Annotated in this window: 1 protein-coding gene; it reads right to left on the minus strand. The window is 72.2% G+C overall.

What is annotated here, in order from left to right:
* Positions 1–64 precede the first annotated feature (64 nt).
* Positions 65–14,746, minus strand: a complete 14,682-nt coding sequence (locus WMF20_RS06950) for an SDR family NAD(P)-dependent oxidoreductase (protein ID WP_437611746.1) — start codon at positions 14,744–14,746, stop codon at positions 65–67.
* Positions 14,747–14,850: the final 104 nt, after the last annotated feature.

Below are 14,850 nucleotides of genomic sequence, written 5' to 3' on the forward strand. Positions count from 1 at the left end.
GCTCGTCCGTGGCGGTGATCTCGGCAGCGTCAGCGCGGCCGGACTGGCCACGTGATGAGCGCGTTCAACCGGCGGGCTTGTCGTCGAAGAGCGCGAGCAGCTCATCCTCCGAGAGCTTCTCCACCTCCTCCGTGAAGCGGCGCGGCGCATCGCCCTCGCCTGCCGGAGCCGCTGCGCCGCTGGTCTCGACGGAGAGCCCCATCTCCTCCATCAGGTGGCGAGCCAGCGACGTCAGGTTAGGGCACATGAACAGCAATGTGGCCGGCAGCTTGATCCCGAGGCTGGCCTCTATCCGATTACGGAGCTCCAGGCTACTCAGGGAGTCCGCCCCGAGGCTGCTGAACCCGGTGGTCCTGTCCACCTGGGACGCCGGCAGATACAGCACACGGCAGAGCTGCTCGCTCAGGTGCTCCTCCAGGATCGTCACTCGCTCCTCGGGTCGCGCATCCTCCAGCGCCCTCCTCGTGCTGAGCGCTCCCGAAGACCTCGGCGCTCCAGGGTCCTGCTCTTTCAAGAGCTCTGCCCAGAGCGGCGAGCGCGCGGCGACCGGGTAGAACTCCAGCCACTGGCGGACGTTCAGCTCGAAGATCCCGATCTGCGCCGTCGGACGCGCGAGGAGGCGTCCCAGCGCCTCCAACCCTTCTGCCGGCGTGAGGCTCCGCATGCCCCGACTCGCGAGCCGCTTGCCGCGGCTGTCGTCCGCCGCCGCGAGCCCGACCTCGGAGAACGGCCCCCAGTTGATGCTCATCGCCGGCAAGCCAGTCCGGCAGCGGTGGTGCGAGAGCGCGTCGAGGAACGCGTTGGCGGCTGCGTAGTTTGCCTGTCCGGCGGCGCCGAGGAGCGACGCTGCCGACGAGTAGAGCACGAAGAAGTCGAGCGGCATGTCCCGGGTCAGTGCGTGCAAGTTCCACGCGCCGAGCGCCTTGGGCTTCATCACGTTCCGGAAGCTCTCCGTCGACAGGTCCGCGGCTCGTCGATCGTCGAGGACCGCGGCCGCGTGGACGACGCCGCGAAGCGGCGGCAGGCGGCGGCCGAGCTCCCGCATCACGGCGGAGACCTCGTCGTACTGCGACACGTCCGCCTGGATCACCTCCACCTGCGCACCCGCCCCTTCGATCGCGGCGATGACGGCGCGGGCCGCCGCGGAGGCGCCGCGCCGCCCCACGAGCGCCAGGTGGCGGGCGCCCTGCGCGGCCAGCCACTGCGCGAGCGAGAGCCCGAGGCCACCGAGCCCGCCCGTGATCAGATAGCTGCCGTCCGCCCGGATGCGCGGGCGGTCCGCCGGGAAGGCCGGCGCGATCCGCACCTCCGGATCCCGCATCGTCAGGGCGATCTTGCCGACATGCTTCGCCTGCGCCAGCGTGCTGAAGGCCTGGACCGCCTCCGCGATCGGAAACGAGCGGCAGGGGACGGGCCCGAGCACGCCAGCGTCGAAGAGGCGCACGACCTCCTCGAGGAGCGATGAAACGAGCTCCGGTCGCTGGGTCAGCATCGCCCGTAGATCGACCAGAGAGAACGAGAGGTTCCGGAGGAACGGCCTAAGCCCGAGCTTCCTGTCTTCGTAGTAGTCCCTCTTTCCGATCTCCACGAACCGGCCGTGATCCCGCAGGAGCCCGAAGCTCGCGTCGATGAACTCCCCCGACAGCGAGTTCAGGACCACATCGATCCCTTCGCCGTTCGTGATCCGCCGCACCTCGTCCACGAACTCGAGTGATCGCGAGCTCATCACATGCTGGACGCCGAGCGAGCGCAGAAGATTGCGCTTCTCGTCGTTCCCGGCGGTGGCGAAGATCTCGGCGCCGACGTGCTTCGCCCACGCGATGGCGGCCATTCCGACCCCGCCGGCGCCCGCGTGGATCAAGACACGCTCGCCCTCGCGGAGCCTGCCGACGTACGCGAGCGCGTAGTAGGCCGTCAGAAAGGCGATGGGGATCGTCGCGGCCTGCTCGCAGCTCAGGCGCTCGGGCCGGCGAGCGACGAACGAGCGTCTCGTCGTCACGAACGAGCTGAAGCTCCAGGGGGCCAGCGCGAACACCTCGCAGCCTACCTCGAGGTCCGTGACCCCCTCGCCCAGCGCGACGACGCGCCCGGCGCACTCGCCCCCGAGGCTGGGTGACGCGCCGCTGGCCTCCGCAGTGTCGTCGGGCATGATCCCAAGAGCGAGGAGCACATCGAGGAAGTTCACCCCGGCGGCCTCGACCTCGATCTCCACCTCCCCCTGGCCTGGACGGCGGCGCGGGATCTCCCGCAGGCTGAGCCGCTCCAGCACGCCGGGCTCCTGGATCTCGAGACGGAACGGCCGATCCCTGGCCGGCTCCAGGGCGGGGTGGACCGCGGTCCCGGCCTCGCTCGCGAGCGAGGTGCGCACGAGGCGCGCCGCGAAGCGGCCGTCCGCGCGCAGCGCGATCTGATCCTCGCGATCCCCGAGCTCGATTTCCCGGAGCAGCGATCGCGCCTCTCCCGGCGAGCTCACCGGGCTCAGATCCACGTTGGTGCACGCGAGCTCGGGGTGCTCGAGCGCCAGCGTCCGGCCTAGACCCCAGAGCGGCGCCTGGGACACCGAGGCAGCGCCGCTCTCCAGCCCCGCCGCTTGCGCTCCGCGCGTCACCAGGAAGAGCCTCGGCGTATCGCGGCCACCTCGCTGCACGAGCGCCTGCGACAGGAGCAGCGCGCTCAGGCTGCCGAGGCGCAGATCCGCTTCCAGCGACTCGGGCGTCGTGTCCGCCGCCGCCGTCGCATCCAGGCTCCAGAGGTGCACGACGCCTCGACATGGAAGATCTTTGCCGAGCGCATCGCGGAGCAGCGCATGAAACGCGCCCGGATGGGCTGGGTCGATCTCGTAGGATCCGGGCGCGAGGCGAGCATACCGCTGCCCCGCGACGACCTGCACGCAGGGTTCCCCGCGCTCGTGCAGCAGGGAAGCGACGGCCGCCCCTGTACCGCCCCGATCCGTGAAGAGCAGGAGGACGCCCGTCGCAGGTCGCACCTCGGGTGCCCGGGCCAGGGGCTCCTTGCGTTGCCACTCGAGCGCGAACAGCGGCGCCTCTCCTCCGGCGGGCGCCGCCTGGGGAAGGGCGCCGCGGGCGAGCCGCTGGGCACGAAGCCCGTGGACCTCGGCGACGACCCTCCCGTCGTCCTCGAGCAGGTCCACGTCGCCGGTGAACTCGCCGTCGGCCGCGGCCGGCCCGGCCGAGAGCCGCGCGTGCACCCACACCTCCTGGCCGGGCCGGCCGTAGACGCGCGCGTGGCGCAGGCCCACGGGCACGACGAGCCGGCCGTCGACGGGCGCGCGCGCCTCTGCGGCCAGCGAGGCGCCCAGCACCTGGAGGCACGCGTCGAGGAAGGCCGGATGCAGCTGGTAAGCGCCGTCCTGCCCCGCCAGCGCGTCCGTAAGACGCACCCGGCCCAGGATCTCGCCCGAGCCGACCCACAGCTCCTGCACGCCCTGAAAACAAGCGCCGTAATCGAGCCCAAGCGCCTTCATGTGCTGGTAGTGCTCGGCGCCGCGCATCGGCCTCGGACACCGCTGCTGAATCCGGTGCGGCGCTTCCTTCGTCGGATGCGCTCCTGCGGCCCCGTCGCTCCAGCGGAGCCGTCCCGCGGCGTGCCGCTGCCAGGACGCGCCGCAGGCCTCGCGGCTCAGGATCTGGAACGAGGCATGGTCGTGGCGCTCCATGGCGAGGGTCACCTGCACCGTGCGCCCGCCCTTCTGTGGGATGACGAGCATGCGCTCGAACCGCACGTGTTCCAGCGCCGGCGTCCCGGCGCGGCCGGCCCCTGCGGCGGCGGAGAGCGCCATCTCGACGTAGGCGGCCCCGGGCAGCACGGCCTCGCCGTGCAGTCGGTGATCTGACAGGTAAGGCAGCGCCCCCGCGCTCAGGGTCTGCTCCCAGGAGCGGGTCTCAGGATGCTCCGATTCGGGCAGGGGCGCGCCGAGGAGCGGGTGGCCCTCGTCCCTCGAGCCAGCGCTCCTGGGGCGCACCGGGGCGCTTCCGCCCGGCGAGCCCCACTCGAACCAGCAACGCTGCTGCTGCCAGGGGTATGTCGGAAGCGCGACGCAGCGCCCGCCCGCGGGGTAAAGGCGCTCCCACGCCACGGGCTGGCCCGTGGCGTACAGCGCGCCCAGCGACCGCAGCAGGCTCCGCCGCTCCTCCTGACCGCGCTGCAGCGAGGCAAGGACATGACCTTGTTCCGCTCGCGAGGAAAGGCACGCCCTAAGGTGAACGGAGAGGACCGGATGAGGCCCCACCTCCAAGAACACATCATGGCCGTCGGCGATCGACGCCTCGACGGCGCGGGCGAACTCGACCGGTGCTCGGATGTTGTCCGCCCAGTGCTGCAGATCGAGCTCTCCGTCGACCCTCGCACCGGTGACCGTGCTGTACATCGGGCGCTCCGGGCGGCGCGGCTCGAGCGCGCCGACGGCGCTCAGGAGCTCCTGCTGGAACGGGGCCATCTGCGGGCTGTGGAAGGCGTAATTGACCCGGAGCATGCGGCAGTGCACCTTCCGCTGCGCGAGGCGCTTCACCACGCGCCGGAGCGCCGCCCCGTCGCCGGACAGCACGACCGAGCCGGGATCGTTGACGGCGGCGACAGACACCTGGTCCTCGACGCCACGGAGGGCGCGCGCCGCCTCCTCCGCCGGCAGCGCGACAGCCGCCATCCTCCCGAGGCCCGTCGCACGCTGCATGACGCGTCCGCGGGAGACCACGAGGCGGACGGCGTCATCCAGGCTCAGGATCCCGGCGAGGTGTGCGGCGGCCACCTCGCCCACGCTGTGCCCGATCACCGCGTCGGGCGTCACGCCCCATGCGCTCCAGAGCTCTGCCAGCGCCACCTGGAGGGCGAAGAGGGCCGGCTGCGCCACGAAGGTCTCGTCGAGGCGGGAGGTCGCCTCCGTCGCGGCGAGCTCGTCGATCAGAGAGAAGCCACCATGGCGCTGCACGAGCGGCTCGCATCGCTCGAGCACGGCCCGGAAGACCGGCTCCTCGGCGAGCAGCTCTCGGCCCATTCCCGCCCACTGGGAGCCTTGCCCAGCAAGCACGAACACCACCCTGGGCTGCCGGTTCCCGGGCGCCGCCTGCCCCTGCATGACGGAAGCGCGCGGCTCGCCGGAGAGAAAGGCGTCGAGCGACGTGACGAGCTCTTCCCAGCTGCTCCCGAGAAGCGCGAGGCGGTGCTCATGATGGCTGCGCCGCACGCTCGCCGTATACGCCACGTCATGGAGCGTCGCCGGGGCCTCGGAGGTCGCCTGGGCGAGGCAGGCCCGGTAATCCCGGGCCATCGCCGCGAGAGCTTCCGGGCTCCTCGCCGAGATGGGCAGGAGCGTGACGGCGCGCGTCGCCGTGGGCGACGCTGCGGCGCTCCGTGGCGCCTCCTCGAGCACCACGTGGGCGTTGGTCCCGCTGATCCCGAAGGAGCTCACGCCGGCGATCCGCGGCGCTCCGGTGGCCGGCCACGGCACCGACTCGGCGGCCACCTGCAGCGGGAGCTCCTGCCAGGCGACGTGCGGCGAGGGCGTGGTGAAGTGCACCATCCGCGGGATGCGCTGATGCTGGAGCGCGAGCACCGCCTTGATGACTCCGGCTACCCCCGCGGCCGCCTGGGTGTGCCCGATGTTGGATTTCACCGAGCTCACCACCACGGGTCGGTCCGGCGTGCGCCCGGCGCTCAGCGCCCTCCCGAGCGCCAGGAGCTCGATGGGGTCTCCCAGCGGCGTGCCCGTGCCGTGTGCCTCGACGTAACCCACCGCGGACGGCGCCACGGCCGCCTGCGCGAGCGCGCGCCGGATCACCTCCTCCTGCGCCGGGCCGTTCGGCGCGGTGAGCCCGTTGCTGCGCCCATCCTGGTTGACGGCCGAGCCGCGGATCACCGCGAGGACTGGATCTCCGTCGCGCTCGGCGTCGGACAGGCGCTTCAGCACGACGATGCCGCAGCCCTCGCTCCAGGCCACGCCGTCGGCGGATGCGTCGAAGGGCTTGCAGCGGCCGTCCGGCGCGAGGGCGCGCAGGCGGCTGAACTCCACGAAGATGTCGGGGAGCAGCACCAGCGTCGCGCCGCCCGCCAGGGCCAGAGAGCACTCCCGGGCCCGCAGGCTCTGGCAGGCCAGATGGACGGCTACGAGCGACGAGGAGCACGCCGTGTCCACCGTCATGGCTGGGCCCCTGAGACCCAGGAGGTACGAGATTCGACCTGACGCCACGCTCGCCGCGCATCCGATGGCCACGTACCCGTCGAGTTGCTCGGGCGCGCCCGAGGTCAACACGCCGTAGTCGTGGTACATGAGCCCCACGAACACCCCGGTGTCGCTGCCCATCAGGCGCTGCTGCGGCAGCCCGGCCCGCTCCAGCGCCTCCCAGCTCGTCTCGAGCAGGAGGCGCTGCTGCGGATCCATCCGGGCCGCCTCTCGCGGCGAGATCCTGAAGAAGCCCGGGTCGAACTGGTCCACCTCGGAGAGGAAGCCGCCCGAGCGGGTGTACATCTTCCCGACCGCGTCGGGGTCGGGATCGTAGTAGGCGTCGACGTCCCATCGATCCTTCGGGACCTCCCGGATCGCATCCACCCCCTCGTCCAGCAGCCGCCAGAAGCCCTCAGGATCCCGCACGCCGCCCGGGAAACGACAGCCGAGGCCCACGATCGCGATCGGCTCGTTGTCCGCGGCGCGCACCGCGGGCGGCGGCGGCGCGGCGCCGGTCGTCGGCTCCGGCAGCGCCTTCTCGAGCAGGTAACGCGCCAGCGCCGCCACCGTCGAGCAGTCGAACACCAGGGTCGCGGGGAGCGGCTGACCGACGCGCGCCGAGAGCGCGTTGCGCAGCTCCACGGCCATCAGCGAGTCGAGGCCCATCTCCTGGAGAGGTCGTTCGGCGCTGATGTCGTCGGGGGATCCAAGGGACAGCACCTTCGCCACCTCGGCCCGCACCGCAGCCTCGATCGCCGCCGGTCGCGCCGCTCTGGGCAGCGAGGCGAGCCGCGCCGTGTACGCGCCCGCGTCTGCCGCCGGGGATCGTGCGGGCGACGGCGCGACCAGCGCTCGCCACAGCGGCGGCACGTCGCTCGCGGCAGCGAACGAAAGCCTCGCTGCCCGCGCGTCGAGCGACAGCAGCCCGAGCTGCGTCTCTCCGCGCGACATCGCGCGCCCGAGGAGCGCGACGGCCTCGGACGGCGGCAGCGCGCCGATTCCCCGCCGAGCGAGGCGCGCCTTGTGGGCCTCCCCCAGCTTCCCGGCCATGCCGCCTCCGGACCACGGCCCCCAGTTCACGCTCTGCGCCGGGAGCCCCTCGGCGCGCCGGAGGTGCGCCAGGGCGTCCATGAACGCGTTGGCCGCCGCATAGCTGCCCTGGCCAGGCGGGCCCAGGAGCGACGCCACCGAGGAGAACAGCACGAAGAAGTCGAGCGGCATGTGCCGGGTCTCGCTGTGCAGGTTCCATGCGCCGCGCACCTTCGGCGAGAGCACCGCCGAGAGGCGCGAGGCGTCCTGGTCGGCGAGCATGCCGTCGTCCAGCACCCCCGCCGCGTGGATGACGCCCCTGAGCGGCAGGTGCCGCGGGAGCGAGGCGAGCAGCGAGCGCACCGCGGTCGCGTCGGCGACATCGACCTGGGCCACGGTGACGAGCGCCCCTCTGGCCCGCAGCGCCTCTATCGCCGCCGCGCCCTCGCTGTCCGGGGCGCGGCGGCCGGCGAGCACGAGGTGCCGCACCCGGTGCTCTTCAGCGAGCCAGCGCGCCGTGTAGAGCCCGAGAGCCCCGAGCCCGCCCGTGATCAACACGGAGCAGTCCGCCATGATCCGCGGCCCCGGCGCCGGCAAGAGCGCGACCTTGCCGGTGTGCCTGGCCTGCGCCATGAGCTGGAAGGCTGCCTCTGCGTCGCTGATCGCGAACGTTCGCACGGGCAGCGGGCGCAGCCGCCCTGACGCGAACCCCTCGAGCAGGAGCTCGAGCATCGCCTGGATCCGCTCTGGCCCCACCTCCCAGAGATCGAAGGCGCAGTAGCGCACCCCGGGGTAGTCCCTGGCGATCACCTCGCTCGATCGGACGTCGGTCTTGCCCATCTCCAGGAAGCGGCCGCCTGGAGAGAGCAGCGACAGGCCCGCGTCGACGTGCTCGCCCGCGAGGGAGTTGAGCACGACATCGATGCCGGCGCCCTGCGTCGCTGCCCGGAACAGAGCAGCGAACTCAGGCGACCTCGAGCTGGCCCTGTGCCGTACCCCCATCGCCTCGATCACCGGCCACATCGGCGGGCTCGCCGTGGCGAACACCTCGGCCCCGAGCCACGCGGCGATCTGCACCGCCGCCATTCCCACGCCCTCGGCGGCGGCGTGGATCAAGACCCGCTCCCCCGCCTGGAGCTGCCCCAGGTCGTGCAGCGCATGCCAGGCGATCAGGAACGCGACAGGCACCGTCGCTGCTTGCGCGGGCGTCATCCCCGCCGGCTGCGGGGCGACGAGGCGCGCGTCGGCGGTCACGTACCGCTGGAAGGTGCCCTTGGCGATCGCCATGACACGATCGCCCACCGAGAGGCGATCGACCCCCTGGCCCACCGCAGCGATCACCCCCGCGCACTCGTTGCCCAGCGGTCCGGCTTCGTCGCGATACACGTCGAGCGCCGCGAGCACGTCGCGGAAGTTCAGCCCGGAGGCGGTCACCTCGATCTCGACCTCGCCCGGCCCGGGCGCCCGGCGCTCCGCTGCGGCTAGGTGCAGCTCGCTCAGGAGGCCTCTTCGCCCGTGCTCCAGCCGATAGGACACCGCCTCGGGGATCGCGAGCCCGGCCGCCGCGTCCGCCCTCACGAGCCGAGCGACGCGCCGCCTGCCGGCGCGCAGCGCTACCTGCGTCTCTCCGTCGGCGCTCGTGAGCTCCCGCATCAGGGCCGCTGCCATGTCCTCGGTTCGGGCGGACGGATCGAGATCCACCAGCGTGCACCCGAACTCCGGGTGCTCCTGCATCGCCACCCGCCCGAGCCCCCAGAGCGGCGCCTGCGCCACGTCGGAGACATCGCCGGGCTCCACGGCCTGGGCGCCCCGAGTGACCCACCAGAGCCGAGCCCCCGCCGGCAACGCGCGCCGGGCCAGGGTCCGCACGAGGTGCAGGCCGGCCACCGCGAGCTCATCCGCGCGCTCCGCGGGCGACCCCGCCGGCGCTGGGGACGGTGTCACGTCCCACAGGACCACGACACCCTGGAGCGGCGCGCCCGCCGGCTCGTCGGCGAGCGCTGCATCGAGCGCCTCGGGAAACGTCCGGCTCGCCCCCGCCGCGCCGCGGTCGCGCGTCACGTGCCACGGCCCTCGTGCCACGACGACGCAGGTCGCGCCCGAGGATCGCAGGCGCTCCACCAGCGCTTCCCCGACGGCCGAGCCGTCGGTCACCACGAGCCAGCGCTCCTTCGGCGTCTGTTCGCCCGAGGCCTGCGGCGCCTCCATCCAGCTCAGCCGATACAGCCGCTCCAGGGGCGCCTGGCTGCCCGCCGCGCGCAGCGCCGCGCGATCGGCGTGCTTCAGCCGGATCCCCGATACCTCGGCGATGGGCCGGCCCAGCGCGTCCAGGAGCGCGACGTCGCCCGACATGACCGGGGCGCCGGGCTCCGCTGCTCGTTGGACGCGAGCGTGCGCCCACGCGACCGTCGCTCCTGGCTGCCACACGCGGAAGCCGGACACCCCGACGGGCAGGACCGCCGAAGGCGCCGACGCGCACCAGGGATCGAGCGCGGCGAGCAGCGTTTGCAGCGCCGCGTCGAGCAGCGCCGGGTGAACCCCGTAGGCCCCGGCGTCCTCGAGCTCGCGCGCCGGGAGCGTCACCTGCGCGATCGTTTCGCGGTGGCCTCGCCAGAGCGCCGTGATCCCCTGGAATGCCGGTCCATACGCGAGCCCCGCATCGGCACAGGCCGCGTACATGTCTGCCGCCGGCACCACCGCCTGGCAGCGCGCCTGCACGGCGCCGATATCGACGGCGGTCCAACACGCCTCCTCGGACCACGGCTGCACGCGCCCTTTGGCGTGAACCGTCCACGCGTGCTCCGGCGCCGCCTCGAGCGCCTGGCTGCACACGGTCACGGTGGTGTCCTGTCCTGCCTCCGCCGACAGCACGACCTGCACGCGCACGCCGCCGGTCTCCGGCAAGAGCAGCGGTGCCTGGAGCAGGAGGTCCTCGACGCTCACCCGCTCATGGCCGAAGCGCGACGCCGCGGCCGCGCGCGCCATCTCCAGCACGGCCGCCCCTGGCAGCACCACCTCGTCGAAGACGCGATGATCGGCGAGGTACGGCGCCGTCTCCGCGCTGAGCGCGGCCTCGAAGGCGGCTCCCACCGTCGCCACCGGGAGCCTCGCCCCGAGGAGAGGGTGTCCTGACGCCGCGCCCCGAGGGCCCGCGTGCGCTGCCGGTCCCGGATCGAGCCAGTAGCGCTTCCGCTGCCACGGATACCGCGGCACCGAGACGACGCGCCCTCCCGACGGATACAGGCGCTCCCAGTCCACCGCGCAGCCGCACACGTACAGTGCTCCGAGCGCTTCGAGGAGGCTCCGCCGCTCCTCCCGCCCGCGCCGCAGCGTGGAAACGGCGCGCCCCTCGACCGCCCGCGCCGCGAGGCACTGCTCCACGTTGCTGGACAGGACCGGGTGAGGTCCGAGCTCCAGGAACACCCGGTACCCGTCATCGATCGCGGCGCCGATCGCGCTCGCGAACCGGACCGGCTCCCGGAGGTTTCTCGCCCAGTAAGCGACGTCGAGCTCGACGTCCGAGAGCCTGGCGCCCGTGACCGTGCTGTACAGCGGCAGCTTCGGGCCATCCAGCGCCATGGCGCCGAGCGCTTCGAGCAGCTCGCCCGCGAGCGGAGCCATCTGCGGGCTGTGGAACGCGTGGCTGCCTGGCAGGTAGCGGCAGCGCACGCCCTGCTGCTTCAGCCTCGCCACCGCCTCTTCGAGCGTCGCGGTGGCGCCCGAGAGCACCACCGCGCCGGGGTCGTTGATGGCCGCGATGCACACCCGCTCTTCGACACCGCGCACACCGCGCAGGGCGCGCGCCGCCTCCTCGGCGCCGAGCGCGACAGACGCCATCTTCCCGAGCCCCGCTGCCTGGTGCATGACGCGCCCGCGCGCGCACACGAGGCGGACCGCCTCATCCAGGCCCAGCACCCCGGCCACGTGCGCCGCCGCGACCTCGCCGACGCTGTGCCCCACGACCGCGTCGGGCGCGATGCCCCACGACGCCCAGAGCGTCGACAGCGCTGCCTGCAGCGCGAAGATCGCGGGCTGGGCCACGTCGGTCCCGTGCAGGCGCGACCGATCTTCGGGCGCGGCGAGCTCTCGCAGGATCGAAAAGCCCGCGCGCCGGGCCACGAGCGCGTCGATCCTCTCGACTGCGGCGCGAAATACAGGCTCTCGCGCGAGGAGCTCGCGGCCCATACCCGCCCACTGAGATCCCTGGCCCGAGAAGATGAACACCACCTTGCGCTGCGCCCGGGGCCCCGCCTGGCCGTGCACGAGCCCCGAGCACATTTCCCCTCCTCGCACGAACGTCTCGAGGGATGCGACCAGGCCCTCTGGCGAGCACGCCACCGCCGCGAGGCGGTGATCGTGGTGACTCCGCCGGGCGCCGGCCGTATAGGCGATATCGCGGATGCTCCGGGCGCCGGACGGCCAAGCTCGGGACAGCAACGATCGGTACGCGTCCGCGTGGGCGGACAGCGCCTCCGGGCAGTGCGCGGACAGCGGCAGCACATACCAGCTCTCATGGGGCTCGGGGTCCGGAACGGAGCCCGGGGCGGCGTCGCTCGCCGGAGCCGGGGTGTCCGCCATGAGATCGAGCGCGTCCACGCCCGTTCCCGCGGCGGGACAGATCTCGCTCCACCTCACGGGATGGCCCGACGCATAGAGCGCTCCGACAGCGTCGAGCAGCGCGGCGCGCTCGTCATCGTCCCGGCGGAGCGAGGCCAGAACGACGCCGCGCTGTCCGACGTGGTTGAGGCACGACGTGACCGCGTGCTTCAGCAGCGGGTGCGGGCTGATCTCGACGAAGACGCTGTGTCCCTCCTGAATCAGCGACGCCATCGCGTCGGCGAAGCGCACCGGCTCGGCCAGGTTCCTCGCCCAGTACGAGGCGTCGAACCGCTCGCCCTCCAAGGTCGAGCCGGTCACGCCTGAGCAGATGGGTACGCGCGCCGGGTGCGCCGATACGCGCTGCAGCGCCTCGAGCAGATCCTCACGGAGGGGATCGACCTGCGGGCTATGGGCCGCGACGTCCACGTTCACCTGGCGGCAGAAGACGCCGCGCTGCCCGAGCGTGGCGAAGACCTCGGCCAGCGCCTCTGGCTCTCCGCTCAGGACCGTTGCGTCGGGGCTCGCGTGGATCGCACGGCAGAGGCGCCCTTCACGGCCGGCCAGCGCCTCGCCGGCCTCGTCCCACGGCAGCGCCACGAGCCCCATGGCTCCCTGGCCCCGGATGCGGCGAATCAGGCGGCCCTGCGTGGAGATGACGAGCATGGCGTCCTCGAGGCTCAGGGCGCCAGCGACATGCGCCGCCGCGACCTCGCCGATGCTGTGTCCGACCACGAGCGCGGGCTCGACGCCCCACGAGCGCCACAGCGCCGCGAGCGCGACCTGGATCGACACGATGGCCGGGCAGCTGACGTCGATCTCATCCATCATCCGCGCGCGCTCGCTGCCCGCTGTCAGCTCATCGAGCAGGGACCAGCCCACGTACCGCCGGATGAGCCGATCGCAATCCCCGAGGACGGCCCGGAACAGCGGCTCGCGCGCGAGCAGGGAGCGCCCCATGCCCAGCCACTGCGAGCCCTGACCCGAGAAGACGAAGACCGGCTTTCCGAGGCGCCCCTGCTCCGCGATGCCCGACGCGATCCCGGGTCCGCCCGCGATGCCGGTCGGCTCCGGTCCTGGTTCGCCATCAACGCAGCGCTGGAGCTTCTGCCTGAGCTCGCGACAGGAGCGTGCCGTGATGGCGAGGCGGTGGTCGCCATCGCTGGAGCGGAGCGCCAGCGCGCTGCAGAGCTCCTGGACCGAGCTGCGCGCCTCTGCCGGGGGCAGGTGCCCGAGGAGCTTCTGCGCGGCTGTCCGCAGCGCGTCCGGGCGCTCTGCGGAGAGCGGCAGGAGCTCTGCCTGCGGCGCCGGCCACTCCTGGAGCACGACGTGACAGTTCGTCCCTCCGAAGCCGAACGCGCTGACCCCCGCCGTCGCGAGCCTGTCCGTATCTGGCCAGGCGCTGATCGTACGCTGAACCGAGAGGTGGAGCTCGTTGAACGGGATGTACGGGTTCGGCGTCTCGAAGTGCAGGCTGGGCGGCAGCTCTCGATGCTTGATGCAGAGCGCGACCTTGATGAGGCCGGCGATACCCGAGGCGGCCTCCAGGTGGCCGATGTTCGTCTTGACGGAGCCGACGAGGAGCGGCCGCTCGGCCGGCCTGGCTGCTCCGAAAACGGAGCCCAGCGCCGCTGCTTCGATTGGATCGCCAAGCAATGTCCCCGTGCCGTGGGCCTCGACATAATCGACGGCCGCGGGATCCACGCCGGCCTGCCGGAGGGCAGCGCGCAGCACGTCCACCTGGGCGCTCGGGTTCGGCGCGGTCAACCCGCTGCTGGCTCCGTCATTGTTAACAGCGCTGCCGCGGATCACGCAGACGATGGGATCGCCGTCCGCGAGCGCGCGGGAGAGCGGCTTCAGCAGCACCACGCCTCCGCCCTCGCCACGAACGTACCCGTTCGCGCGCGCGTCGAAGGTGAAGCACCGTCCGTCCGGCGACAAGCCACCGAACTTGGACACTTGCATCGTGCTCTCTGGGACGATATTCAGGTTGACACCGCCGGCCAGCGCGAGCGTCGATTCGCCGCGGCGCAGGCTCTCGCACGCGAGGTGTACGGCCACGAGGGAAGAGGAGCAGGCGGTGTCGAGCGCCAGGCTCGGCCCCTGCAAGCCGAGCACGTAGGATACGCGGTTCGCGACGATGCTGTGATGAAGGCCGGTCACCGTGTGCTGCGCGACGGCCGCGGCGCCGGCCTGCTGCGCCAGCGCAGCATAATCGGTCCAGACCACGCCGAAGAAGACGCCTGTTCGGCTCCCCTTGAGCTCTCCTGCCACGAGACCCGCGTCCTCGAGCGCCTCCCAGGCCAGCTCCAGCATGAGCCGCTGCTGCGGATCCATGTGAACCGCCTCTCGGGGGGATATCCCGAAGAAGAGCGGGTCGAACTGGTCCACGTGGTCGAGGAACCCGCCCCAGCGGGTGTTCATCTTGCCGGGCGCGGCCAGCTCGCGATCGAACAGCGCGTCAGCGTTCCACCGAGCGCGGGGGACCTCGGTGATGGCGTCCACTCCCTCCCGAAGTAGCCGCCAGAACTCCTCGATGTCGGGCGCTCTTGGAAGCCGGCAGGCCATGCCGATGACGGCGATGGGCTCGCGCGCCGAGGGCTGGACCGCGCTCACGTCCTCGGGCGAAGCCGGCGAGTCTGCGCCTTTGGCGGCCGCCGCACCCATCAAACCAGCAAGGTACCGAGACAAGGCGTCAATCGTCGGGTGCTCCCAGAGCAGGGTGGGCGGCAGGTCGCGCCCGAGCGCCTGAGACAGGTCGGCGAGCAGGTGCATCGCACTGAGCGAATCGAGCCCATAGCGGCTGAACCGCTCGCCGGTATCGACCGATCGCAAAGGTAGCCGCGCCAGCGCAACCAACCGATCGATGAGCCAAGTCTGGATCTCTTCTTCTGTTCGTACGGCTGCGCGCCGAGCGGCTTCGTCCGTCGCTTGACCCATCATCCTGGTCCCTCCGATGAGCAGATTTGATGCGCCAGATAGGCAAGCACAACTCGGTGGCTACCGAGCTCATGCTTGGAGGAGGCCTGTCCTGGGCACGCGGGCAT

Source organism: Sorangium sp. So ce834 (genome assembly GCF_051521425.1).
Taxonomy (GTDB): Bacteria; Myxococcota_A; Polyangia; order Polyangiales; family Polyangiaceae; genus Sorangium; species Sorangium cellulosum_D.